24 protein-coding genes and 1 tRNA gene are annotated in these 25,911 nt (G+C 41.8%); 11 read left to right on the forward strand and 14 right to left on the reverse strand.

What is annotated here, in order from left to right; translation table 11 throughout:
* Window positions 1–10 precede the first annotated feature (10 nt).
* From ACFI6J_RS01155 to ACFI6J_RS01190, 8 genes are all read left to right on the forward strand, one after another.
* Window positions 11–589, forward strand: a complete 579-nt coding sequence (locus ACFI6J_RS01155) for an Ig-like domain-containing protein (RefSeq protein ID WP_342325779.1) — start codon at window positions 11–13, stop codon at window positions 587–589.
* 62 nt (window positions 590–651) lie between these two features.
* Window positions 652–1,722, forward strand: coding sequence for a hypothetical protein (locus ACFI6J_RS01160; protein WP_342325778.1), 1,071 nt, complete (start codon window positions 652–654; stop codon window positions 1,720–1,722).
* Window positions 1,715–2,848 carry a HupE/UreJ family protein gene (locus ACFI6J_RS01165; protein WP_348670608.1) on the forward strand — a complete coding sequence of 378 codons (1,134 nt, stop codon included), beginning with the start codon at window positions 1,715–1,717 and terminating at the stop codon, window positions 2,846–2,848. The genes ACFI6J_RS01160 and ACFI6J_RS01165 overlap by 8 nt, the downstream gene beginning before the upstream one ends.
* A 326-nt stretch (window positions 2,849–3,174) precedes the next feature.
* Window positions 3,175–3,261: transfer RNA gene (locus ACFI6J_RS01170), tRNA-Leu, on the forward strand.
* Window positions 3,262–3,464: 203 nt separating this feature from the next.
* Entirely contained in the window at window positions 3,465–4,991 is a 1,527-nt protein-coding gene (locus tag ACFI6J_RS01175) for a ParB/Srx family N-terminal domain-containing protein (protein ID WP_348670599.1), read from the forward strand.
* Window positions 4,991–5,878, forward strand: coding sequence for a DNA adenine methylase (locus tag ACFI6J_RS01180; RefSeq protein WP_020746530.1), 888 nt, complete (start codon window positions 4,991–4,993; stop codon window positions 5,876–5,878). Before ACFI6J_RS01175 ends, ACFI6J_RS01180 begins: the two co-directional genes overlap by 1 nt.
* 312 nt (window positions 5,879–6,190) lie before the next feature.
* Window positions 6,191–6,949: a DUF2034 domain-containing protein gene (locus ACFI6J_RS01185; protein WP_348670600.1), complete on the forward strand. Its 759-nt coding sequence runs from the start codon at window positions 6,191–6,193 to the stop codon at window positions 6,947–6,949.
* 12 nt (window positions 6,950–6,961) lie between these two features.
* A complete protein-coding gene (locus ACFI6J_RS01190) occupies window positions 6,962–7,711 on the forward strand; it encodes an NYN domain-containing protein (protein ID WP_348670602.1) in 750 nt (249 codons plus the stop codon).
* Between the two features lie 174 nt (window positions 7,712–7,885).
* Here ACFI6J_RS01190 and ACFI6J_RS01195 read toward each other — a convergent pair whose 3' ends face one another.
* The 5 genes from ACFI6J_RS01195 to ACFI6J_RS01215 all read right to left on the reverse strand — a co-directional run bounded on the left by ACFI6J_RS01195 (window position 7,886) and on the right by ACFI6J_RS01215 (window position 12,107).
* Window positions 7,886–8,029, reverse strand: coding sequence for a ribonuclease H1 domain-containing protein (locus ACFI6J_RS01195; protein ID WP_458726395.1), 144 nt, complete (start codon window positions 8,027–8,029; stop codon window positions 7,886–7,888).
* 65 nt (window positions 8,030–8,094) lie between these two features.
* Window positions 8,095–8,505 (reverse strand): DUF2787 family protein, encoded by a 411-nt coding sequence (locus ACFI6J_RS01200; protein ID WP_348670603.1) that lies wholly within the window; start codon window positions 8,503–8,505, stop codon window positions 8,095–8,097.
* Window positions 8,506–8,704: 199 nt separating this feature from the next.
* Window positions 8,705–9,151 carry a DUF6641 family protein gene (locus ACFI6J_RS01205; protein ID WP_348670604.1) on the reverse strand — a complete coding sequence of 149 codons (447 nt, stop codon included), beginning with the start codon at window positions 9,149–9,151 and terminating at the stop codon, window positions 8,705–8,707.
* 18 nt (window positions 9,152–9,169) lie between these two features.
* Window positions 9,170–11,203 (reverse strand): AAA family ATPase, encoded by a 2,034-nt coding sequence (locus ACFI6J_RS01210; RefSeq protein WP_462585613.1) that lies wholly within the window; start codon window positions 11,201–11,203, stop codon window positions 9,170–9,172.
* A gap of 7 nt (window positions 11,204–11,210) precedes the next feature.
* Window positions 11,211–12,107 carry a tyrosine-type recombinase/integrase gene (locus ACFI6J_RS01215; protein ID WP_049588295.1) on the reverse strand — a complete coding sequence of 299 codons (897 nt, stop codon included), beginning with the start codon at window positions 12,105–12,107 and terminating at the stop codon, window positions 11,211–11,213.
* An 82-nt stretch (window positions 12,108–12,189) separates the two neighbouring features.
* Here ACFI6J_RS01215 and ACFI6J_RS01220 point away from each other — a divergent pair, with 82 nt between their 5' ends.
* On the forward strand, window positions 12,190–12,495 hold the full coding sequence (locus ACFI6J_RS01220; protein ID WP_139125438.1) for a hypothetical protein: 306 nt from the start codon (window positions 12,190–12,192) through the stop codon (window positions 12,493–12,495).
* A 783-nt stretch (window positions 12,496–13,278) separates the two neighbouring features.
* Here ACFI6J_RS01220 and ACFI6J_RS01225 read toward each other — a convergent pair.
* Complete coding sequence (locus ACFI6J_RS01225; protein ID WP_015067949.1) at window positions 13,279–13,863, reverse strand: hypothetical protein; 585 nt, start codon at window positions 13,861–13,863, stop codon at window positions 13,279–13,281.
* A 698-nt stretch (window positions 13,864–14,561) separates the two neighbouring features.
* Between ACFI6J_RS01225 and ACFI6J_RS01230 the strand changes: the two genes are divergently transcribed.
* Entirely contained in the window at window positions 14,562–15,632 is a 1,071-nt protein-coding gene (locus ACFI6J_RS01230; RefSeq protein ID WP_069944860.1) for a helix-turn-helix domain-containing protein, read from the forward strand.
* The gene (locus ACFI6J_RS01235; RefSeq protein ID WP_015067951.1) at window positions 15,616–16,131 is read left to right on the forward strand and encodes a PIN domain-containing protein; all 516 of its coding nucleotides are present in this window, start codon (window positions 15,616–15,618) and stop codon (window positions 16,129–16,131) included. Before ACFI6J_RS01230 ends, ACFI6J_RS01235 begins: the two co-directional genes overlap by 17 nt.
* A gap of 23 nt (window positions 16,132–16,154) precedes the next feature.
* Here the strand turns inward: ACFI6J_RS01235 and ACFI6J_RS01240 are convergent, their stop codons facing one another.
* The 8 genes from ACFI6J_RS01240 to ACFI6J_RS01275 all read right to left on the reverse strand — a co-directional run bounded on the left by ACFI6J_RS01240 (window position 16,155) and on the right by ACFI6J_RS01275 (window position 25,882).
* The gene (locus tag ACFI6J_RS01240; RefSeq protein ID WP_348670606.1) at window positions 16,155–17,441 is read right to left on the reverse strand and encodes a site-specific integrase; all 1,287 of its coding nucleotides are present in this window, start codon (window positions 17,439–17,441) and stop codon (window positions 16,155–16,157) included.
* Window positions 17,442–18,095: 654 nt separating this feature from the next.
* Window positions 18,096–19,307, reverse strand: coding sequence for a permease (locus tag ACFI6J_RS01245; RefSeq protein WP_061095220.1), 1,212 nt, complete (start codon window positions 19,305–19,307; stop codon window positions 18,096–18,098).
* Window positions 19,308–19,510: 203 nt separating this feature from the next.
* Window positions 19,511–20,143 (reverse strand): cation diffusion facilitator family transporter, encoded by a 633-nt coding sequence (locus tag ACFI6J_RS01250; protein WP_015067954.1) that lies wholly within the window; start codon window positions 20,141–20,143, stop codon window positions 19,511–19,513.
* 1,538 nt (window positions 20,144–21,681) lie between these two features.
* Complete coding sequence (locus ACFI6J_RS01255; RefSeq protein WP_069944862.1) at window positions 21,682–22,503, reverse strand: IclR family transcriptional regulator; 822 nt, start codon at window positions 22,501–22,503, stop codon at window positions 21,682–21,684.
* A 67-nt stretch (window positions 22,504–22,570) separates the two neighbouring features.
* Complete coding sequence (locus ACFI6J_RS01260; RefSeq protein WP_069944863.1) at window positions 22,571–23,284, reverse strand: ABC transporter ATP-binding protein; 714 nt, start codon at window positions 23,282–23,284, stop codon at window positions 22,571–22,573.
* A 1-nt stretch (window position 23,285) separates the two neighbouring features.
* Window positions 23,286–24,044: an ABC transporter ATP-binding protein gene (locus tag ACFI6J_RS01265; RefSeq protein WP_069944864.1), complete on the reverse strand. Its 759-nt coding sequence runs from the start codon at window positions 24,042–24,044 to the stop codon at window positions 23,286–23,288.
* Window positions 24,041–25,009, reverse strand: coding sequence for a branched-chain amino acid ABC transporter permease (locus ACFI6J_RS01270; RefSeq protein ID WP_069944865.1), 969 nt, complete (start codon window positions 25,007–25,009; stop codon window positions 24,041–24,043). The genes ACFI6J_RS01265 and ACFI6J_RS01270 overlap by 4 nt, the downstream gene beginning before the upstream one ends.
* Window positions 25,010–25,018: 9 nt before the next feature.
* Window positions 25,019–25,882: a branched-chain amino acid ABC transporter permease gene (locus tag ACFI6J_RS01275; protein WP_069944866.1), complete on the reverse strand. Its 864-nt coding sequence runs from the start codon at window positions 25,880–25,882 to the stop codon at window positions 25,019–25,021.
* Window positions 25,883–25,911 lie beyond the last annotated feature (29 nt).

Below are 25,911 nucleotides of genomic sequence, written 5' to 3' on the forward strand. Positions count from 1 at the left end.
GAGATCCATCATGTCTATGAAGATTAGGTTATTTAACAAGAATCCAAATGCACCCGCGTTTGTTAAGTCGGGTCAAGCCCCTTTGCAGAAACATAAGTTGTGGGTCATTTCTGGATTGGTACTAGCGCTAACTGGTTGTTTCGATAGTGATGACGATAACGATTATCAAGCGCCAGAAGAAAATGTAGCGCCCGTAGCCGTTGATGAAATGCTAACGACGCAAGCAGATATTGCGTTTGATGGCACGTTGACAGCAACCGATGCCGATGGTGATGCACTCACCTTCGGGCTTGGTGAAAACGGTACGTTAGGTAATGCAGAAGTTAATGCTGATAGCAGCTTTACGTACACACCTAACGCTCAGGTAACGGGTAGCGATAGCTTCACCTTCACCGTTTCTGACGGCGTAAATCCAGAAGTTACGGCCACCGTTAGCGTTACGATTGAGGCACAGCAGGTATCGCTCTCTAGCTATACCCGTGATGCCTTTAATCAAGCACCGACCGATGAACCGCTGCCAATTAACGGGCGCGAGTTCACCCAAGATGCTGACGACACCACGTTCGATGATTTATTGATTGGTCAATAACGAACGGTCAGTACACAGTGTCAACCGTAAAGCCAAGGACGGCTTTTATAAAGGAAGTTCAGATGAAGTTGATGAGAAGCAGTACTCTCATACTCCCTATAATGAGCGTATTGTCAGCCCTAACAGTCTGTTCGGTATCTGCTCAGTCTGAAAAACTCAATTATGATACCGTCATCGCAACGTGGCAGCCTCAACAGCTATCCATAGCAAGTATCGACGAAGCGGAAAAAATTTTAACTTCAAGTAGATACCTTCAAGCAAAAGGTGATGAGAGAGAGCGTATTGTTAGGTTCACGAACATAATGCGACAAAAATTCGATTCGTTGAACGCAGGTCAAAAAGAGCGTTTAGTTGTTTTAGAAGCTCGACTACTTCAAGGCATTCATAAGTTCGAACAAGCCAAGCAACATCTCAATCAAATAGCCCGCTTTCGCTCTCCTGCTGCACAGTTATTGTTGGCAGATATAAACGTTCAGCAAGGTAACACTAAAAAGGCGAAAGAAAACTGTGAAAAGCTGGTAGGGCAAACAAGTTTTTTAATCGCTTTCACGTGTATGGTTAACGCTGATTTTTCACAAAATAAAGACGTAAAATTTTTAAAAAAGCTTAGCGCTTTTGAGACCTACACGAGTACAGTGAGGCCTGCGGAGCGCCAGTGGTTTTATGAAGTACTCGCAGACATGTCGCTTCAACTTGGTAACGCTGAAGCCGCGCTCGAGCACTTGTCACAAACAGAATTCGAAAAGCTACCTATAAGCGCAATGTTAGTTTGGGCCGACGCACATTTTGCGTTGAATAACTATAAGGCAGTGAGTTCTGGGTTTAGCAACTCCGTACCCGATATATTGACAGCCGACGATGGCTTGCTACTTAAATGGGCAATTGCGGAACGAGCGCAAGGTATTGTGCGCTCTGAAGTACAAACTCAACTTGCTAAGAACATGGAAATTCGAGTGTGGCGAGAAGACAGTTCTCACGCCGCACAGGTCGCCACTTACTTTTTAGAGATTGAGCCCAATTACCCACTGGCGCTTAGATTTGCCGAAATTAACTGGCAATACGCACAGTCATTAGATGACAAAAACCTCCTAGAGCGCGCTCGACAGGCTAATGAAGTATCGACCAATGCCTAATGTTCTCAACCCCTTCAGTAAACGAGTCATGATTAGATTTATCACATTTTTCATCTTCGCCGCCTTCAGCGTTTTCACGCATTCACACGAACTGAGTAACGGCTACTTAACGCTTAAAAACGATTCAAATAACACTTTGTCTGGCGAGCTTTTGCTAAAGCCTGAAGATATAGGACAAGCAGCAGGGCTAGATAGTAATAATGACGGTAATTTGACCTGGGGTGAAGTCAACAGAAGCCACACTATGGCAAACGACTATATCCAAAACCACCTAGTGATTCGAGATAGCGAAACGCGATGTACGGTTAGTATTGCTCCCCCTTCTATACGAGATATATCTGCAGAGTCATTACTGGTATACCCGCTGTCGGTAAACTGCGTATATGTAAACGAAGTATCGATACAATACACTGGCATAGTTAGCGATTTCCCCACCCACAAGCTACTCACAACGGTAACGTTAAACGATCACACAAGTGTTTATGTACTAAGCGATGAACGCTCTTTTATCACTGCTTCTGCTACAGGAAACAGCTGGATTTCGCAGTTTGGGGAGATGGTTTATCAGGGAATTTGGCACATTTTCATTGGACTAGACCATATACTATTTTTGGTTGCTACGTTGCTCACCGTTAATCTTTACAGGGAAAATAAGCGCTGGGTTAAAGAGCAAAGCAAAAGGCACATTATAAAAAGTACGGTGATATTAGTAAGCACGTTTACGTTAGCGCACTCGATTACATTAACTGCCACAGCACTGGATTTTATTACGCTAAATAGCCGTATTGTTGAGCTAGGCATTGCTATATCAGTGGCTATAACTGCGCTTAACAATGTGTACCCTATCATCATGCGTTTAGGATTTATTACCTTTGGGTTCGGCCTACTCCATGGAATGGGATTTGCGAGCGTGTTTGGCGACCTTAATGCCCAGTCGGGCAGCTTGGTAATGAATGTATTCGCTTTTAATATAGGGGTAGAGCTGGGTCAACTTGCCATAGTCACGCTGCTATTGCCCTTACTTATCTTACTTAGAAACGTAAGGTTATATTCAAAAGCCATAATGCCAATTGCATCGTCAGTAATCGCGGTAGTAGCGATTAATTGGACGCTTCAGCGTTGGTAAAAGTGTGCGTTCTGTTGATTAATAAGAAATAGATAAAGCAAAATACGCTTTTGAACAATCTTTCGGCACTTAATCACAAAAAGCTTAAAAAGTTGTTGTATAGGCGCGCCGCATCGCTATAATGCCATGCATCAACACCACGTTGATAACCATACACAATGCCAGTGTGATGGAATTGGTAGACATGACGGATTCAAAACTGATAGTGTCTAACAATTAAACTAAGGCAAGTCACTGAAAGGTAAGCGCCCTTTGACTCAAACAAGCTAAAATATGCTTGCAAAGATTTGCAAAGTTTTTAAACCTCGTAAATATTAAAATTTGATGCCAGAGTGATGAAATTGGTAGACATGACGGATTCAAAATCCGTTGCTAGAAATAGCGTGCCGGTTCAAGTCCGGCCTCTGGTACCATTCTTAAAATTTTTTGCAAAGCTATCTGCTTGATTAAACCGACCTTTGAGTCGGTTTTTTTGTATTCAATATTTCATTTGCCTTCATAGACACATATACCATTTTATCTGTCTTTTATGGACTAAGGTTGTTCTAATGTTATATTGAACGATATAGATGTAGTGTTTTTCGCTTATAGGATAAGTGCAAATATGGAAGTTGCGATGAATAAATATGAATGGCTTGAAAAAAGAACCCCAAGAAGTGTCGATAACTTAAGATTGTGGGATGGAAATCCTCGGTTGGTTCCAGAGGAAAACCATATCCACATTGCAGATTTTGTCTCCGACTTACTTTCTGACCCTTCAGAAAAAACTAACTTTTTCAATTTAATCGATTCAATTTCGACTGACGGCTTTATACCTGCTGATCCAGTTGTTGTATGGCAAGAGCCTTCTAACGAAAAGTATTATGTTGCAGAAGGTAATCGAAGAGTTCTTGCACTTAAGTTATTGCGCCACCCAGATAAAGCACCGAAGTCCATTCGTTCTTACATTAGAAAGAAAGCATTTAGCGTTAATAGAGATGATATCGAAAAAATCAGAGTTTGTGTGGCTCCATCCTATGAAGATTGCGAGTGGTACATAAACCAAAGGCATGCTGGTAGCTCTTTGCAAAAGTCTTGGTCACGATTGCAGCAGCAACGTTGGATTGCTGGACTGTATGATAAGTATAAAGGTGACCTTGAAAAAGTTATTGCAATTACAAAATTTTCCAAAGGTGAACTAGATCATACTCTCAGGATATTGCAAATCAGAGATCTAGCTCTTCAACCGGCGATATTTGATAACCTTGATGAATCAGAGAAAGAGAGTGTGAAATCTCATCGTATACCTATGACTATTTTAGAGCGTTGGTTTTTTAATAGTAAGTTACGTGAAGCATGGGGTATTCAGATTGAATCAGAAAAGGTAGTGATAGCTTCGGACAAAGCGTCATTTTTTAATGCCTATTTACATTGGTTGAAATATGTAATTAGAAGGGATGATCCTGACGTCGAAGTAAAAATTAATACAAGAACAATTGATAGTAACTTTGACGGCATATTGTCTGCTCTCCCAGCGGTTGTTGGTAAAAATAGCGGAAATCAGGAAGAAATTTCGTCAAGTCAGAACTATGATAATGCAACTAACAATAGGGAAAGCGCGAATGAAGATGGTAATTCAAGTTCTAACCAGAATATAGAAAGCCTTGAAACAGAAAATAGTAAGCAGAAAGCATCTCAAAGTAAGAATCCTGATCGCCTGAACCTAGTTATCCCAGAGTGTAATCTCAATACAGGAAATTATAAGTTGAATGCACTTTTTGGGGAGTTAAAAAGGGTGCCAATGGAACGATATAAAAATTGCTTGGCAGCTTCACTAAGAGTTTTCCTTGATTTGTCAGTAGCAGAATATATTGTGAGTGAAAATATTGGAACGGCTATGGCACAGCGGTACAAAAGAGATTTACAGGAAATTATGCTACGCCATAGGCTAGAGTATATAAAGCAAAATAGGCTTACAGCCAAGTCTCAGGCACATAAGGTTGTTGAAAAATTACTAAACCCAGCTAATGACTTTAGTTTGGATACCTTAAATTCTTACGTTCATGGCAGCAGTGTTGTACATGTTGATAGGCGCTTTTTAAATAGGTTCTGGGATTTTCTGTTTCCTCTTTTGTCTAAATTAGTAGATTTAAAGGAATCTTAATGGCCCTATCTTATTCTCCTTTAAGGTACCCTGGAGGAAAATCTAAGCTTTCAGCATATATATTGGAAACAATGAAGCAGAATGACTTGGTTGGTGGTACTTATGTTGAGCCTTTTGCGGGAGGTGCTGCAATAGCTTGGTATTTGCTTTTAGAAGAGCACGTAGAGCAAGTGTATATAAATGATCTGAATCCTTCTATTTACGCTTTTTGGTATAGTGTTCTTAACAGGTGCGATGAGCTATGTGAATTGATTGAGATGGTATCAGTAACAATAGACGAATGGCATAAACAAAAAGCAATACAAACTGACACCAGCGCGACTCTTCTAGAAAGAGGTTTTTCTACATTCTTTTTAAATCGTACAAACCGTTCGGGAATAATTAAAGCAGGGGTAATTGGCGGTCTATCACAAACCGGAAATTATAAAATTGACTGTAGATTTAACAAAAGTAAACTTTTAGAACAGATCCAAAAAATTTCTAAATATCGAGAGTCTATATTCCTGACTAATTATGATGCAGCTGAATTTATTGATGAAGTATTACCAAGAATCGAAAATAAATGCCTCGTTAATATAGACCCCCCATACTATGTGAAAGGGAAAGGTTTATATCAGAATTTTTTTGAGCACGACGATCATTTCAGATTGTACGAAAGCGTTAAGAACATATCACACCCCTGGATCGTTACCTACGACGATACTCCAGAAATAAATGATATTTACAGTGAATTCTCACCAAAACCATTTGGCTTGACTTATACCGCTCAAGAGAAGAGGAAAGGCACTGAGGTAATAATACATGCCCCCCACCTTAAAACATCTAACCTAAAGCCAGATGTGACCTTTAAAGAACTTGAACGAATAAAGAAAAGTCGAATGTCATGAGCTGACATGAACAATTCCTTTAATGTCAGCTCAGCTTCTAAGTATCAAAAGATCTCACTGGCGACACAAAAGTTCTCCGATAACCCGGACGAATCTTGATCTAGCAAGTAAGTACTGATAAATACCCCAGTTCATTTTAAATCTCTTTGCTACAAACCCAGCTGAATCAGAAGAAGAGTTGTTCAGTTGTAATTTCACAATGGTGTTCAACCTTAGTCTAACTAGCAATGGATACTTTCACACAAAGATTCATACCCTTTCATTTTTAACTATAGAGTACACTTTAGGTAATTAAAACAAGGATGTTTGTGAATGCCAAGAAACAAAACCACCTTTATTGATATGCTGGTAGAGTTACCATGGTGGGTATCTATACTCGTATCTGCTACGGCCTATATAATGATGGCCTATGTGTTGCCATCCATTCAAACCGATAACCAAATCACCGCCATGGTGTTGAAAGCTTTTATGCTCCCTGCCCCTTATATCGCTGGCATGATATTGCTCGCCGCCCCTTTTGCGCTTTTGAATGCTCGCCGTAAAGCCAAACAACTGGATACCCAGCGTAATATCCAAACCGTGCATGAATTGCACTGGCGTAACTTTGAAGAGTTGGTGGCCGAAGCCTATCGCAGGCTAGGTTATCGGGTAGCAGAAGGCGGTTATGGTGCCGACGGCGGTATTGACTTAGAACTTCGAAAGGATGGTCAGCTTACCTTAGTGCAATGCAAACAATGGAAAACGCAAAAAGTTGGCGTGAATGTGGTGAGGGAAATGTTTGGAGTGCTGACTGCGCATCATGCTAACCACTTTATTATCATCAGTTCTGGCACCTTCACCCAACAGGCTATCGACTTTTCGGCTGGCAAACCTATCGAGCTGATTGATGGTTCAAAACTATTGGCACTGGTAAACGATGTGCAGGTTTCACCTCAGGTAACTATTGAAAAATCCAAGACGTGTCCAAAATGTTCTGGTGAGTTAATAGAAAGAACGGCGAAACGTGGCCCTAATGCCGGTAATACGTTTTTGGGGTGTTCCAGCTTTCCGAAATGCCGTTACACAGAATAAGTAAGGATAGAGATGAAAGACCTGGATGTTCATAAGAAAGTGGCCGTACTGATTGATGCCGATAATGCTCAGTTAGCCAAGCTATCGCCCATATTGGACGAGATATCAGCGCACGGGCATGTACTCATAAAACGAGCTTACGGTGATTGGTCGGCCGACACCTTGAAGAACTGGAAGAAGCTACTTAATGAACTGGCGATCCAGCCTATTCAACAGTTTGCCTATATCACTGGTAAGAACTCCACCGATGCATCGATGATTATTGATGCCATGGACTTACTATATTCCGACCGCATTGATGCTTTTGCATTGGTTTCCAGTGATAGCGACTTTACCAAGCTAGCTTCTCGGTTACGTGAATCGGAAAAGTTTGTGTTTGGCGTAGGAGAGAAGAAAACTCCGGTATCGTTCCGTAACGCCTGTGATGACTTCATCTTCACCGAGAACTTAAGTGCTGAGCAGGTATCAAATAGTGATACACCAAAGGCGGATAACGCGATATCCACCAATGGAGCAGAAGAACTGATCCCTGTTTTATTTAAAGCATGGGAGCTGTATCAGAACGATGATGGTTGGGTTAACGTTGGTCCGGCGGGAAGCTTCTTAAAACGCACAAAACCAGATTTCGACCCTCGGACATATGGTTCAGCCAAAGTAACCGGCGTGGTTGCTGGCCTGTCAGCCATATTCGAGATGACTAAGTTGAAAGGAAAAGGGGCGACAAATGGAATCTTCTATCGCCCCAAGATTGCAAGGTCTTAATCAATTTCCCAAGGCGGCAGATCATCTATTTTTAGAGCTTGTCGCCTTTTTACCGTTCTGCGTTTCGGTGATATATCCTTTAAGTCGATTTTAGTTGTTTGGCGAACGCCTGTGCCGTTTTGATATTTATTAAACGCTTCGCGAGCCTCATCTAAACTGTCAAAACCTTTATAATCATTCCCCGAAAACAGATGTACTTGCTTGCAGTTTAGTTTCCTTCCAAGATAAATATACCCCGGGGTTACGACCTATGAATACGACATAAGCCGCTCGTCTGGAATTGCCTACTCGATTAATAATACTTAAGTCTCTGGCCATTTTAATCTCCTGTAAACAATGGCGTTAATTATTAATTACGCTTTACAGTTTTTGACTTGGCCGGTTTAGTCGCTGGAGATTTGAATAAAAAAAACCTTTAAAACTTGCCAGTAATGCAGAAAATTACCCTCCCATATCTGATACATATCGGTTGCCTGTTCGATAGGAAAAACGCCGAAAAGGTTTTGAAATACGCCAGCCTGAAAATCAAAATCGAGATCTTTTGCTAACTCTGCATAAGGGCCACTCCCAACGTAAACGAAGTCTGTGATGTAGCACGGGTGCCAAGTGTTATTTTGCCGTTCCAGTCTAATCTCGACAGGATGAAAACCTCCTTTCTCGGCCGAGTAAGCCGGGTCACGAAAGTTGATAGTCACATTATCACCCGAAATACCCTCTTCGTTGAGCATAACCGTTATTGCCTTAGTAAACTTGTGAGTAACAGGCAAAGCTAACCCTTCGCGGAGAATGCGCATAATTTGGTTCCTTGATGTTAATTTGAAATAGGTTGGCTTTTTGTCGAAGCCAGTCGCGTAAAAAGCTAATTTAGTTGTATAGGCAGCGTTAAGTTGCTTATAGAAACAAAGGGTGATGGTTCGCCATTTAGCCTTTGACTGCTGAACCATGGAAAGAGAAAGGGCGATACTAATTATCACCCTTTCAGCGGTTCTACTTTTATTGGCTTTTTGGGCCCGCCTTTTTAGGAACAGCTGGTTTGAGTAGAGCGTTATCAAGCTCACCTTTTTCAATCGCCTGTATAACGGTATCGATAATCTCAGGTAGCTTGGCTTTATCGCCAACATCTATCGCAGGTTTACCTTTTTGAAGTTCAATAGGTTTATTACCTACTTTTATTTCAAGATAGTAGTATTCGTCGCTATCGTAATACCACGGTCGAACAGTGGTGGGTCTGCGCTGAATGATGATTTCACCTGTTTCAGGGTTCTTAACTTTCTTTTCCTTAAACGCCTCAAAACGTTTGTTGTCGATTAGGCATTGCGCCATCTCTTTTTGTTGCTCTAGTCTCTCAATAAGCTTTAAACGCTTACCGATAACGGGAGGCTTAGGCTCAATTTTAGGGCGAGCGATGACCTTGAGCGAACTCAATACGGATGTAGACATAATGTTTACCTCTATGGGTTAGTGAGGGCGAATAAAGCCCGGTTGGGGTTTTGCTTGCTTACGTTGGTTTTCATCTGCCAATAAGTTGATGGCAAAATCTCGAATTGATGCGTTAGAGCTAAACTTAGTGCGGCGCGCTAAGATGGCAAAGTCACCTGGAGTTAGGTATTTCAGTTGAAGCAGCGTTGCACTTTCTGACTTGCTTAGCCTTTTAACTCTTGTTATTTGTTTATACAGCTCTAGCACTTGCACTGAAGTTAAGTACTGACAATCAATCTTGAAGTCGAAACGACGCAATACCGCTTTATCTAGTTTGGTAACAAAGTTTGTAGCAGCAAACAAGGGCTGCGTGAAACACTCTATTTGCGTTAGAAACTCGTTAACGAACTGAAGTTCATGTTGAGCATTTAGACCTTCACGAGCACTGAGTAAGCTGTCAACTTCATCAAGAAGGATAACCTGCTCTTCTGTGTGTGCGCGCTGGAAGAGTTCAGCAATTTTCCGTTCGCTTTCACCCACCCATTTACTTAATACGTCCGAGCATTTAACCCGCAAGAGCTTCCTATTGTTTAACTCAGCAAGATAATGAGCATAGGCGGTTTTCCCTGTTCCCGGTGGGCCAGAAATTAACGTTCGACTAGGTAGATTGTGCTTAAGTGCATAAGTAATATCATCAAGGTAGACTTGTGGTTGCTTGATGTTGAGGTAGCTTGCATCAAACAGAATTTCGCCCTTGTAGTTAAGCTTGTCTTGCCACTGCTCTGTCGCTCTGAGAGAGTACTCGACGACATCGTTTACCACAGCCTCTGCATCGACGTTCTTCGCTTTGATGGTATGCGCAATGTGAGTTGCATTTGCCACTATCGCAGGCGTGATATTCTCTACCTGACTAATTTGCTTTCGAGCAGCAAGAGACAAACCCAAACCACGAAAGTAGGAGCGCGTAACGCTTTCTATTTCTTCAGGTTTCAATGACGGTACATCAATAGCGAGCTTGAACCTTCTGATAAAGCTGACTTCAAGGCTCTGCACATAATTGGTTATCCAAATACAAGGGATATCGTTGTGCTCGATGAAACGCTGTAGGTGCTCTTTACTATACTGGCTATCAGCATTTTCAAATAAGCCCTCACACTCGTCGACTAACAACATAGCGTCAGATTTTTTAGTGAGTAATGAGTTAAGTAACGAAAGATAACGAAGCCTGTCCTTGTTAGGGAAACGGCTGTTAAATTCATCATCGGCATAGTTGCTAGCTAGTGCCGTAGAGCGGATTTCATAGAGCGTTCTGCCACAACTTTTCGCTAAAGCGCGAGATAATTCCGTTTTGCCGGTTCCAGAGTCACCGTACAGCAATATACTTGTACCCACGCTTCTGGCTTGCGTAGCAGCATTTAAGTATCGCGTTAAAAGCTCTGTATTGACATGCGGAAAATCCTTGAGCCCAAATGCAGCGTTAGGAGACGGGTGAAGCAGCGGCTCGACCAGCATCTCTCTGGAAGTTATTTTTTCAGTAAGTAACTTACGGATAAGCACCTTAGGCATTTCACCAAAATCATACGATAAAAAATCCACATCCGGTAAGAAACCATATTGATTCAATCGCGCTGTAGCATGAGTAAACTGCTCGTCATTAACACCTGTTATGTCTTTAACAACTTCATTCAGAGACAAATGGTTAGCTTGTAATTGCACGGATGAAGCTAACGCCCTTAACCACTGATTTACTTGTGAGAGCAAGGTGAACTGAACAAGCAAATCGGTTTGTTTCGGTAAATCCATTAGGCTTCTGATGAAACTACAGTTGTCTAGAAACGTTTTGGTAATCTTAGGCTGCCTATCACTAATAGTTAGGCATGCTTTATAGTTAACGCTTTCATTTCTGTCTGTGAAAAACGGTACGCTTGAAACACTGCTTCCGCGCAGATTAGACGCAAGGCTTTTACTAAGTACATCGGTATCAACTGATGACAAATATCGAAGTAACCGCTTGCCCCACTCACACGCAAGATAATGCAGCTCACCAGACTTTCTTAACACTTTATGAGACATATAGACCTCACAATTTGTAGGAAAGTAAGGAGGCAGCTTGTTGCATGACCTTTTCACTGCGTTTGTCATACATAATCGTCGTACTGATATCTGCATGCCCTGCCATCTGTCGAACGGTATTTAAATCGACATTCTGCTCGAGTAAACGTGTGATGAAAGTACGTCGAAGGTCGTGTGGTGACACTCTCTCAATGCCAATGGCAGACAATGATTTACGAATTAGAGAATAAACAGCACATGAAGATAAGTGAGTATCGTGTTGGATGTTCCCACCTCTCGCTACTCTGTGAAACAAATAACCTTTGTGTTTACCACGTAACGCTAGCCATTCGTTTAGCGCGTGCTGCGCCCACTCCGGTAAGTGAACGGTACGGCTCTTGTTCCCCTTCCCTTTCCTCACAATAAGTGCCGAGCCTGCTACATAGTCTTGAAGTAATAGCGCAACTAGCTCACTTCGCCGTAGCCCCGTTCCAAGGAGTGTTGCCAATACAGCATAATTACGGATACCGAGTACGGACGTATTTTGTTTCAAATATGCGAATAGCGTTTGAACCTGCTTGACCGAAAGCGGCTTACCGTCATGCGCGCCGTGGCTCACTTTGCTGATAGCGCGGAGCTGAACTAATTGTATTTCAGGCGCAAGACCTGACATAACAGCCACGCTTACAATACTGCGTATTGCTGTAATTGCTCTGTTTATAGACCGTGCAGACCAGCCATTAGCAATAAGCAATGCTTTGATATGACTAGCTTGCTGAAAGTCTATCTTGTGGTACATCATCTCACGCTTTTTTTCGGGCCAACGTAGCAAATCGGCGATACTATTGAGCTGTGAAGCAATAGAACGCTGACTATTAGGTGCAAGTCGACCTAAATACAGCGTATAGGGGCATGCAGCATTCATAAAATGCTCCTATATTTAGTTTAAAAGTATTGAAATAAAATAGGATTGCTGTGAAAAGCTAAATATATGATAGCGAGGGTTGGTGAAAGGTAATACGGCTGTTTTGTACCAGTTTAGTGAAGCTAAGGTACGCAGGCACCTTAGCTTTAATGGTTTGTTGTTATTGCTTCAAGAAGGTTTCAACGAACTCCTTTTGGGTACATCGCCCCCTATTACTAACCCACTTACGAAAAGGGCTGCAAAAGTGCTTGAGGTACTTGATAGAAGGTCCATAATCCCAGCTGAATTCCCCGGAATGAATATCTATTCGATGACGAGCCATCAACCTTCTCAGCTTTCTCCGCTCATTATCACTTTGCTGAGCAGCAATAACTTGATGAGCACCTAAGTTCTTAATACAGTTTAGTAATCTGAAGTCTAACTGAGTCGATGTACATAACTTATCGAGGTCGTAGATAAACAAATTGTCGAGAGCTATATGCTTATCAACTAGTGAAATCAGCTCCTCCCAACAGGTTGCATTCTTCAGTTTTACTTTCTTCTCGATGCGGGTGCAAGGCTTGTTTAGACTGGGTGCACTCGGTCTGCCAGACCTCAAGAGTTTTTCGTTTCGGCTGTACGCTGTGACTCTAACTGTGGACCGCAAACTTCCGATACCTACTCCTGTTAGTGATCCATTTTCAACATAAAACGCACTTTTTTTGCTTCCGCGTAGCTCAACGCCAATTGACCCAAGCGGGCGAAAGAAATCAGTCGCTAGATGAAACATTGATATACTGAACAAGGGAGTAAAGCCTTGCCTCTTATTACATTTTCGGGTGAGATATTTAAACGAGCAACGTCATAGTGATATCTGGTTAGCGGAAAACCTTTCAACTGAATTAGAAGCTTTTCATCGATAGAGTATCTGTAACCAGTGCTTATAACTAAACAAGGTGTTTCAGTGTTTATCTTTCCATATTGAAATTCTTTGCACAGCGGCAGAATTACACTCTGCTGGTAACTTCTAGAGCGCTTCATGATGGCGTATGGTGAACAATGGTTCTTGAACGAAAGCTTTTCCACACATTTGAACAAAGATTGCTCAAATTGGGCCAAGTTTTCATTTGATAGCCCGGTCACTAAGATGTTTAGGGCGTCTATGTCTACATTGATTGTATTTCCGCGCATATTAAAGTTCCTCCTCTGATTCTTCCAGTTCTATGAGGCAATTCTCGAGGTCTTCAATTAGCGCTTGCACTAGCTCTTCGTCGTCAATTAGCGTAAATATTATTTTTGCAATTGCTTTTTCATCTTTGACCGTTAGCGCTTCTTTCAACCGAGAGAAGTCAACATCCTTAGTTGGCCCACTTTTGGGGGCATCAACAGTTTCGCTAATACATTGTTCAACAAATTTCTTTGTGACGCTTTCCGGTGAGGGCTTAGATTTTATTTTCAGATTTTCACAGACCTTACGCCATACTCGATACCTTACATCAACATGAAGTTTGCGCATTGCTAGTAGTGATGAATTGGAATACTTACCAACAGGTAGAGATAAGCTTAAAGCTATCTCACCTGCTTTTGCGTGTTCAAACAGCATTGAGTAACTTATACTCGGAAAGGTTTCAGTACAGAAACTCTTGAAGTTTGGGAAGCCAATAACACTATAAGCCTGATTGATGTAAAGGGTTGTAACACTTTCTGCAAAATCGCAGTGTGAATCATTTATAAGATCGATTAGATCGTAAATTTTATCTTCATTTAATAAACTCATTTTAATCTCCGTAACAAATTGACTGACTATCAGCGACACGAAATTGCCGCTCACGGAGGAATTAGAAAAAACGACAGCGATCTGCATAAAAAATAAATAAAAAAGCAGAACAATTAGGAATAACAACCAACTCAAGTAATATAAGGTTATTAATCATACCCTTACACCATTATTTAGAAGTAAATCCTGAGCTCAGGATTAGTAAGCACCCTTATAAATTTGAATTACACAACTACGAATTAATGATAATCGACAAAAAGTGACCTAGAACATCAATTCCATTATCAAAATGTGCTCTATTAAGCACGCTGCACAGTCATATTAAGATTATTGTGGTTTATCACTCATAACGAAGCATTGGCTTGATTTACTTCTTTTAGGACAAAGTGATGTACCAAAGTATCTTAACTCTGATGCTCTGCCGTGCATGAACAGCCTTGCCTGGAATAGCAATTTTCTTTACTGGGGCACCACAGAAAGTCATATAAGGTATTAATTGGCCAAGTTAGATATATCTTTTCTCTTTAATTCAAATAGCGATAAAAACCGATGGTGATAAGCCATAGACTCGTAGGTCTCATTAGAGGAATTAGCACAAGTCCACTAATTGCGGCCTAGTTAAAACATCGACATCAACTCACCCATGGTTTATAATTTAGTGGAAATAATAAAATTTATAAACCACTTGGAGATTGACTATGTTTTCAGAACGTTTGATGCGAGCACGTAAAGCTGCAGGTATGTCTATGAACGCTCTGGGCATTGCAATTGGTGTATCTGCTAATGCTATTAAGAAATACGAACATGGCGAAGCAATGCCGTCATCAGGGAAGCTTTATAAACTCGCAAAGACTTTAGGAGTCCGCTCAGAATACTTTTTTCGACCAACAAAAGTGGAGTTGGGACATGTTGAGTACCGAAAACGTTCTAATACCCCACAGAAAACTCTCGACCGTATAAATGGCGATGTTCTAGATCAAGCTGAATTATGGACTGAATTGCTAGACCTTTTTCCAGATTCTGTCCGTCCGATAAGTAAATTTACTCTACCAGGTAATTTACCCGAGACAGTTGATTCTGAAGAAGCAATTGAATCTATTGCTGAACAAATGCGGAAAGAGTGGCAGTTAGGTCTTAACCCTATTCCTGATTTGATCGATTGCCTTGAATCTCGAGGCATTATGGTTATCTGTACCGACGTCAATATAGGTAATAAGTTTGATGGATTAGCCGGACAGATCAACGAGTCACCAGTTATTGTTGTATCAACAACACAGCCTGGAGATCGACAGCGGTTTACACTAGCTCATGAGCTAGGTCATTTAGTATTGCACGGTCGGTTACCTGATACTATTGACGAAGAGAAAGCATGCAACCACTTTGCAGGTGCCTTTTTACTACCTTTGATAGCAATCAAACAACACCTTGGCACATATCGGCAGGCTCTTGAGCCGCGTGAGCTATTTATGCTTAAGCAAGAGTTTGGCATTAGTATGATGGGCATTTTGGTTCGTGCGGGTCAGGCAAACGTAATTTCATCATCTTTGCAAAAGCAATATTACATGAAATTCAATAAGCTCAAGTGGCGTACACGGGAACCAGGCACCGCCTACCCTCAAGAAACAACATTTCTTTACAAACAGCTCGTCTATCGAGCGTTAGCGGAAGATTACATCACAGAATCAAAAGCTGCTGAATTTTTAAAAATGCCACTTTCAGCATTCCACAAAGAACGTAAGCTAGGAATGGCTGATGCAATTACTAATTAGTGACGCAAACATCCTAATTGATATGGAAGAAGGGGAACTGCTGCCACAAATGTTCCAACTTCCTTATAACTTCTCCATCCCCGATATCTTGTTTTACGAAGAACTAGAACAAGAACACAACCATTTAATTGAGCTGGGTTTGAGACTTGATGAGCTTGAGGGAGAGTTAGTAAGTTATAGCGTAGCGCTTGTTGAGCAATATCGAAAACCTAGCCGCAATGATTGTTTTGCGCTTGCGTTGGCGAAACATCATCAGTGCCCACTTCTTACTGGAGACAAAGATTTACGAGCCGCAGCAGAAAATGAAGCTGTTGTTGTCATGGGCACAGTGTGGCTCTTAAAACAACTTGTAATACTACAGCTTATTACAGCGGACGAAGCGAGGACCTCATTAACTCTAATGAAAAATGCTGGCCGTAGGCTGCCATGGCGGAGAGCTGAAGAGTATATTTTAGAAGCAGAACAGCAAATATTGAAAGAACATACACTTGAGCCATGAGTATCAGGAACTATACCGTTGCTTTAAATACAACCACGCCTTCTGTACTCAGCCTCCCAAACCTTGAAGCGCTGTGTAAGTAACTCTTTGGTTTTTAAACCTCGTGCGAGCGCACGTTTGCTTTTTGCCCTTTCTTCTTTATTTTCGAACGTTACTCCGGATAGCTCCTGCTCAAACATACTAGGGACGACATGACTGTAGTGTTGCTCTATCATCGCAATGCTAGTACCGCATTGTCGAGCAAGTACATCAACTCTTAAAGTTCGGCTAAGTAATTGCCAAGTTATGTAAGTATGGCGCAGCGAATAGAGTGTTCTTGGTCCATCTGGGCTGGTCTTCAGCTCTGCTTCTTCTAATGCAGATACAAAGGTTCTACCCAGTTCATTGGTACTTGAACCGTCTGCTAAGAGAAATATCTTGTCGGACGGTCGGCGATTAGGAAAACGATCCATTAAATTCATTAGGGGAAAGACAAATTCATCTTTGCACACAACGGTTCTAGTGCCAGTATGTTTAGTGTTCTTGCCTTTTCGTACCTTGATTTTAAAAATAACTTGGTGCTCTTGTCTCGTCATTAAGATGTCAGCCCAAGTCAGTTCTTCCATTTCAGTGCCAGGACGAATACCTGTATTGACAACTACGTCAGCATAATCAAGTAAAAGTTCTCTTATTTGCCTTGTCTTTTCCTTACGGCTGTTGTCTCTCATACTTTCGAGAGTTTCAACGACCTTCTCATATTCAACTTCGCTGAAAGCAGCACGTCTAGCCCCCTGCTCTCCTTTGTTGCTTAATACTGGAACCTGAACTGGCAACATCCATTGGTTTTCAATCGCTGCTTTAAACACCATTTGTAGCGCAGCGTTATGATTTAGAAGAGTCGATTTGTTAAGAACCTTACCAGCCTTTTGTATTCGCCAAATGTCGAACTCTTTAAGCTTGTCTTGGTCAATAGAAGTGATATATGTACGGTCAAAAAATGGAATATGATATTTTTTCAAAGCCCCAATGTAGTCTTTGTAGCTAACTTTTCCACCGCCGTGAGCAAGCTCATGTTCCATAGCAAGAATGCTTTTTGCAGCTACATCGCGAAAACGCTTGCTCGTTGTGAGTGTTCCGGTTTCCGCTTTTATTTTCCACTCCATACGTAACAGTCTAGCCGCTGCTACAGCTTCTTCTTTATCAACTTGTTTAGTTGATTTGCAATGCCACTTCCCGAAAAGTTGAAAACGGGCGTACCACTTTTTGCTGTTATCTTGCAGGAAAACGTAGAGCGTGTCGTCGATGTCATGTCTTGCTAACTGCTTAGCCATAAATACCCATTTGCAAAGAAAAAATAATGCGCTTACTTCGAGTATATATGGCTTAGTTACAATAGCTACCTGTTTTATATAGATATTTTTAGGTTATGTTAATACACATTAACGTGACCTATTAGTCTGAATCTAGAAACCTGGTGGCGGTTCAAGTCCGCCCACTGGTACCATCTCTTTTCTTACCAATGAAAGAGATAACAATAAGCCGACGCAAGTCGGTTTTTGTGTCTGAAATTCGTTGAACGCTTTATTAACGCATAACCTTCGAATCTTCAGCGTTCGCTGCGACCGACTAAGCCATAGTTTCACTGTGAAAGTAAATAGGACAGTCACTTTCCCTAGCTATATTTGATAATGGCAGCTGATTTTATAAATCCCCCACACAGCCGAAGTTCTTAGCCTTTTAATATGAACAAAGATCTAATTGAGAAATGGGCTAACAATTAAAATGAAGAGCAGTCGCTATATTGAAGCTGAGGATATTATACTGTCACAATACCAGTGAAAGGCGTTCCAAGCGTCTTTCACTGGCTCCTTGTTTTAAATGAAAGAAACTTTGCTCGTTTATGGGACTGATTTGAAACTTAGAACAACTTCTAATATTAAAACTCAAAATGAAAGTTAACTAATTCATAAAGTTGCGCTTGTAAACTATAAAAATGGAAGCACAGCAATACCAATTGCAAGCCATACATACGCGATTATCGAAAGCGTCAGCAATACCCAATCGCCAAGGCTTTTACTGCCTGAGGTCGATTTCTCTTTTTTGGAGTAATGCCAAAAGATGAATGCGCCGGTTAATGTAAGAAAGGCCACATTCAAGAAAAAAGCGTAATCAATGTTGAAGAACTCCCGATCGGTCATCGACTGAAACCCGGAGGCATCTGGTAAGTGCCCCAAGAGATCGAGTCCGTAGTGCATGACGAGCGAGACTCCTACAAGGGCACATAGAAATACAATCAGTATATAGATAGCCATTTTCCAGCCATAGTACTGCGCCTGAATCCGCAACACTGGAAATACCACCAAATCACTAAAAATAAACGCCATTACTCCGGCGAAACTGACCCCCTGCCCGAATAACACCGCCGCTAGCGGAATGTTGCCCATTGAACCAATAAACGTAAAAAAAGCCGCGACTGGGCCTACGATTGTCTGTGCGAGAATTTGTAAAAAGGAATTCGACTCCTGTCCGGCCCCTATGAAGAGAGATTGAAAAAATTCAGTGGGAACGAATACCGCGATGATACCGGCAACCGTAAATCCAATGGTTACATCTTTCCATACCATCTTCCATTCCATTGTGTAACGGCTGGCAACTTGGTGCCATCCTGCTTTACTCATTATTTTATCTTTCCAGCCTTTTTCCTTACTATTTGCCTGGCTGTCGCCTCCCTCTGCTTTTTTCGCGTGTGATTGCGCTTTTTCCTCAAGCTCTTTTTTACACGTCAGTTTGACCAAAAGCCACACGGCCAGGATAAGCAGAATACCACCGACATATTCTCCTACAACGAACTGCCACCCAAGAAAAATAGAAATGATTATGCCTAATTCCACCACCAGGTTGGTGGACGCCAACATGAAAGCAAGCGAAGGAACTAAGCCTGCACCTTTTACAAATAGGGCACGCGTCGTCGATAACGCAGCGAAGGAACATGAACTGGAAATAAAACCAAAGAAAGTGCCCAATGCCACACTTTTAGGGCCGGCTTTTCCCATGGACTTTTGCATGCGCTCTTTGGTCACAAAAACTTGGATCATTGAGCTTATTAGGTAACCAAGCGCGAAAGCCCAAAAAGCCATCCAAAACAGACCCAAGGTAGTGTGAGCCGCCTCTTGCCATTGCGTTAAAAACTCACTCATTGTTCTCTCCTTTAAGACAATGTTAATCAATCGCCGATTCAATTAATGGCTTTATGGATTGCTGCGTATTTGTATCTCAACCATCGGTGCATGGAACATTACATTCTGTGCTGTATCATGATGCCTGAGCCTGAAGCACTTGGTTGATACGTGACGAAACAAGTCAGTGCTAAGAGAATGAATTATTTAAGGTGATGCGGGTATTACTTCTCATCAATACTGATGTCTCTTGCTTTAGTGTAAGCTTCCCAACCTTCTTTTGCTGCATAAGGTACAATGAGCAATGCCGCCACAGGATCAGCCCACCACCAACCAAACCAATTTACCAATAGCAAACCGGCAAGGACAACGATCGTTTGGTATAAGCAGATAAAGGTATCTTTAGCATCGGCGAGTAACGCCGGGCTATCCAGCTTGCGGCCATATTTTCTTTTGAAATGAATCAAAATCGGGTTGATAAGCAAGGAAGTAACTAAAATGATTAACCCCATAGTGCTCCAGCTTGACGTTTGCTGACTAAGAAGTTTTGTAACGGAATCATAAGATATAAATATGCAGACCAAAGTAAATGATACGGCAATCACGTAGAGAGTGATTTTCTTCCGTCTATTTACTTGTTTTTTATCAATTCCCTTAAGTTCGCCGTGTAGACGCCAGCCTAGCGTGGTAGCGCTTAACACCTCTATTGTACTGTCCAATGCCCACCCTATGAGCGCTGAACTATTAGCAATTATTCCTGCGATTAAAGCTACTATGACTTCAATTGCATCATAGATGACATTTAATATTTGAAGCGTTCTGGCCTTTTTTAAATCACTTTTTCTTGTTGGTTCCATGTTTTACCTTTTATATATTCCATCCAATAAAATCTTCATATTTTTTCGCACTCGTTCTATACTTGTTTCTTTAGAAGTCAAGTAAGCTAATTACGCCATTTCCAAAACTTGCCTGAGTACAGATAAGCACTGCGTACATGGGGTCCATTGTGACCAGGTTTTATAAAAGGGGCCTACCACATTTTCCAGACAACATTTACTAAAAAGGAAAAGAAATGACATTTGCTTGCGGGCTTGCAGACAAATGTTTAATTCTATTCATCACGCGCTTTATCTGAACGTAAGTATTTCCACAACGCAGCCACTGCCCCGATTAGGACCATCACTACCAGTAGCCAGATCAAACCCATACCTATCATCATTTCAACCCCCATCGTCTCTCCCATACAATTCATCATGATTTATGTACTCCCTAATTGAACCACCCGCATTTATGTAAACCGGCAAAGCCATAATGACGTCAAATTGAACCATCATAGGCCTTAGAGTGCAGTACCCTTAGACTAGAGGTAGGCGGGCACTCTTGGCTCCAATTTTTCCATAGGTTTTTGCGTTCGCTTTTTGTTGACAAAGACTTGGCTCATTGAGCTTATTAGGTAGCCAAGCACGAAAACCTAAAAAGCCATATAAACAGTGCCAAGGTAGTATGAGCAGTCTCTTGCCATTGCGTTAAAAACTCACTCATTGTTCCCACGTTTTTGGCGATGTTAATCCATCCCTGATTCAATTAATGGCTTTATGGATTGTTGCGTATTTGTACTTTAACTATTGGTGCGGGGATCATTTGGCAAGGCCTGACTTTCCTAGACACTTTCTATGTCCTTAAAATACTGCCTGTCATATTCTGTTGGTGACGTGCTTCCGTTGGCAGGATGAGGTGTTCCGGAAGACTATTACATTTGATGATTTTTACTATTACAACCTGATAAGTAAGCGGAAGAGATTTCTTGACATTGTTCGTAGGAATGAGGCCTGACTTTGCAAAGAATTTGCAAAGCTTCTCAATGTAAACATATACCCATGATTTCAATAAAGTAATGTATGCGCATTTATTTCAAAATCCGTTGCTAGCGATAGCGTGGCGGTTCAAGTCCGCCCACTGGTACCATCTTCTTCTTTTAGAAGAAGATACGGCTCTAGGCTCTACCCCATATACGGGGGATCAGCATTCACCTTACACGATTGATAACACCATCCCATCCGCAATGGGTCATCACTCTTATTCGATAAACCGACCTTTGAGTCGGTTTTTATTTTTTGATTTCACTAGTTTCAATGAATGATAATTTATCAAACTCATCTCATAACTGAACCCAAGTTTTAAGTCCCTTTATCTTTTTCGTTTGCATGCTCCTTTTGGCTCAGATATCTACCTTCTAGGACAAATGCTAATTTTAAGAGCAGTATTATTAGCGCATTGAATAAATGTAGTTGGAGTATTAGTGTACACCACTTCTACAAAGTCACACATGCATAACTTCATGTCTAAAAAAGCCAAGTTGGGAGTAAAGCCGTTTTTTTATCATTAAAGGCTGAACTTAAAAAGAGTAACATTCTGAGGTTGCTCTAAGCTGTCCAGATATCTTACGGGTAGCTTCATTACTAGCCTTTTTCACGGCTTGTACATATATACTTTTTGCATTAACTGGGGTTTCCTTGCTGTTGCCCACCAAGCTAATAACAGTGCTTACCGAACCATCTAAACTAAAAATAGGTGCACTTACAACATTAATGTCTGGCAAGAAATCTTCTTTAAAACAACACAAGTTGCTTTTTTTTATTTCTTCTAGCAATTCGTAGAACATCGCTTTTTTTATAGGCTTACCCATGTAGCGTGGCATAGGTGCAGGGGAATCGTAGTAGTGTTCAACTAGCGTCTTACATCGCAGTTTAGGTAGGTGGGATAAGAAAATACGCCCAGCGGCAGAGGTAAATGGCGACAACTCTGAGCCCAAACGAATATTCACCGCCAAAAAGTGACTAGAGTCTAACCACTTTATCACTAACGGTACATCACCATTCCAAATGGTTACAGTAATGGTTTTATCTAATTCTTGGTGTAGCTTGTCTGCATATTCAAAGGCCACTTGAACGGGGTTTGAATGTTTTAGTGCCGACATCCCCAAGCGAATACTGCTGTTTGAAAGCATGTATTTGGCATTGTCTAATTGCGACACATAGCCAAGCTTGGTCAAGCTAACCAAGTATTTATGAAGCCGACTGGGGCTCATTTTTGCCAGCTCAGATAACTTGGTTAGCGAGATAGGGCCGCTGTGCTCAGAGATTAACTCTAATACCTCAAGCCCTAGTTCAAGAGAGCCAATGCCTTTTCGGGTTGCAATTGCTTTGTCGTCATCCATTGTGTTGCTGCCTCTTCATCCAAGTGGGCGTCATGCTACCCCAGCTTTTCACCGTATTACAGCGCAATTAAACCGCAAGGCTTGTTTCAATAAATGCGCGATTTTCCTCAAGGGCTTGCGAGTCACCGTTAAATTGCACTTTCCCTTTCACAATAAGAATGTGCTGGTCGCACAGCGTCTGCAATACCTTAATGTTTTTATCCACAATAATGGTCGACACACCGGTTTCTTTAATTTTGCGAATAACATCCCAAATCTCTTTGCGAATAAGCGGTGCTAAGCCTTCCGTGGCTTCATCAAGTATCAGCAAATCTGGGTTGGTCAAAAGGGCCCTACCTATAGCTAGCATTTGCTGCTCACCGCCAGAGAGTTGAGTGCCTTTATTGGTCAAGCGCTCTTTTAAACGAGGGAATACCTCAAGCACCTTGGCATAAGTCCAGTGCGCTTCACCTCGCGAATTTTTGCGCGCAGCCATTTGCAAGTGCTCTTTCACTGTTAAGTTGTGAAACATGCCCCGCCCTTCTGGCACATAAGCAATGTCGTTGCGCATGCGTTTCCACGTGGGTAGTAAATCAATTTCTTTGCCCTTGTACAACACAGTGCCACTACGCGGCTTTACAAGACCTAAGATAGATTTCAACGCTGTGGACTTACCCATTCCGTTGCGGCCCATAATACTTACTGTCTGCCCTTTTTTAATAGCAAAAGATACCCCGTGCAGAATATGGCTTTCCCCGTATAAGGTATGAATGCCTTTTACCTCTAGAATGTTGTCTGTCACGTTAAAATACCTCGTCATCGTTGCCTAGATAGGCTTCTTGAACTAAAGGGTTTGCTCGAATGTTATCGACCACATCGGTAATCAAATGCTGCCCGTCCACCATCACAGTCATTAGGTCAGATAGCTCAAAAACGGCATCCATGTCGTGCTCTACCAGCACAATGCAATAGCGCTTTTTCAGCGACTTAAGCAGGTCAATAATGATCAGCGACTCTTCATGGCCCATGCCCGCCATTGGCTCATCGAGCAATAGCACTTGGGGGTCGGTCGCCAATACCATGGCTATTTCAAGCTGGCGCTGCTCACCATAACTAATGGCGCTGGCTTTGGTATTGGCTTGTTTCAATAGCCCTACCTGTTCAAGGGCATCTTCGGCAATCGCAGTTACATGCTTACTTGAATGCTTCGACTTAAACATATTGAAGCTGCTACCCACCCGTTGCTGTGCGGCAATGCAGCAGTTTTCCAAGCATGTGGCATCTTTGAAAATATTGGTTTTCTGAAAGCTTCGCCCTATGCCTTTGCGGCAGAACTGATGACTTTTAAGCCCCGTAATATTTTCACCGCGATACAAAATTACACCCTTAGTTGCCGGATACGTACCACACAATATATTCAGCATGGTACTTTTGCCCGCGCCATTAGGGCCCACAATGCTATGCAGTGACTTGTCGTAAAACTTAATATTAAATTCGTTGAGCGCCTTTAACCCGCCCCAGTGCTTTGAAAGGTTTTCAGCTTGTAAAATACATTCACTCATTTGCGCTTCCCTCCAACCAACTGTTCAATTAGTCCAGCAATACCACTTTTAAGTAGCAATACCATTAAGATGATGAGCGAGCCCATCCAGAACATCCAATACTGTGTCATGTGTTCAATGCTGTAGTGCAAGCTCTCGTAAACGAATACACCTAGAATTGCCCCAAAAATAGTGCCTAGACCACCTAAAATAGCCATTACTAATGCAGAGGCTGAGACTTCCCAACTCATCATGGTTGGATTTACAAAACCGTATTGAAGCGAGAACAAGTAGCCTGCATAAGCTGCTAGTGATGAAGACAATACATACGACACTAAACGGAAGTGAAAGATGTTGTAGCCAAGTGCAGTGGCACGCTCAGGGTTTTCTTTTATTGCGTCAATCACACGCCCAAACCGAGAATGCAAACTAACTTTACAAAACACGTAGCAGTTAAATAGCGATAGCAAGCACAGGTAATAGAAGTGCTTCTCGTTATCTAAATCTAAGAAATTCAAACCAAAAATGCTGGTTTCGGGTTTTAGATATATAAATAACCCGTCTAAGCCGCCGTATTCCGTTGAGTCGGCAAAGAAATAGAATGTCATTTGCGCCAATGCCAGCGTGATCATGATCATATAAATACCGCTGGTTCTGAGCACAATCAAACCAACAATAAGTGCGATAACACCGCTAGCGGCCATGACATAAAAGGTATACAACCAAAAGTTAACCACTTCGTATTCGGGGATCATAATGGCAAATAAGTATCCGCCTAATCCGTAGAACATGGCGTGACCAAGGGTGATAAGGCCAGTTCTTCCCACCAAGTAGTCCAAAGACATAACAAAAATAGACAAAATCAGCATGGTGGAGATTTTGTTTACGTAAAACGTGTTCTCATTGAAAAATAAGGGAATACCCAATGCAATAAAGAAAAACGCAAAAATAAATACTTTTTCAGCTTTGCTAGAAAATACAGACATCGTACAACCTTAACTTTTGAAAAGCCCTTGTGGTTTAAAAATAAGGATAAGTGCCATTAGCAAGTAAATTGTCATGCTCGACATGCCGGGCAACAGCACAGATGCGAACGTATCAACAATGCCTACTAGCAAGGCCGCCACAAAAGCCCCTTTTATTGAGCCCATTCCCCCAATAACCACCACAACAAAACATGAAATGAGTACGCGTTCGCCCATACCAGGTACTAAACTCACCACAGGCGCAGAAACAATACCGGCCAAGGCAGATAAGGTAACGCCAACGGCGAAAACGACGGTAAATAATGTGCCGATATTCACGCCCAAGTTCTCAACCATTTCACGGTTAGACTCACCGGCGCGGATCATCATGCCAAGCTTGGTATTGTTGATGACGTAATACATGCCTACGGCAATACCCACACACAATACCGACAGGAACAAGCGATAAACCGGATATTCAACAATATCGGTAATTTGAATAGACGATGACAGCAGCTCAGGTACATCAACCCCTAGAGGGTCGTTACCCCAAATGAAGCTTTGTGCGGCGTTAAAAATAAAGATTAAACCAACCGTTAGCAGCACCTGATCAAGGTGGTCGCGCTTGTATAAATGCACTATAAGAAAGCGCTCAATAATTACGCCTATGACCATAGCAATACTGCAAGCAATGACCACAGCTAACCAAAAGCTGTCTGTCATGGCGGCAAAGTAATACACCAAATAGGCGCCAATCATATACATAGAGCCATGAGCAAGGTTCAAGATACCCATAACGCCAAAAACTAATGTGAGACCTGATGCAACCAAAAACAGTAACAGCCCATACTGAATACCGTTTAGTAATTGCACGAGGAAAAGCGACATTTCCATTTTTATACCTCTATGGGGAAGCCCATGGG

This window comes from Alteromonas sp. G4i13, from assembly GCF_054960505.1.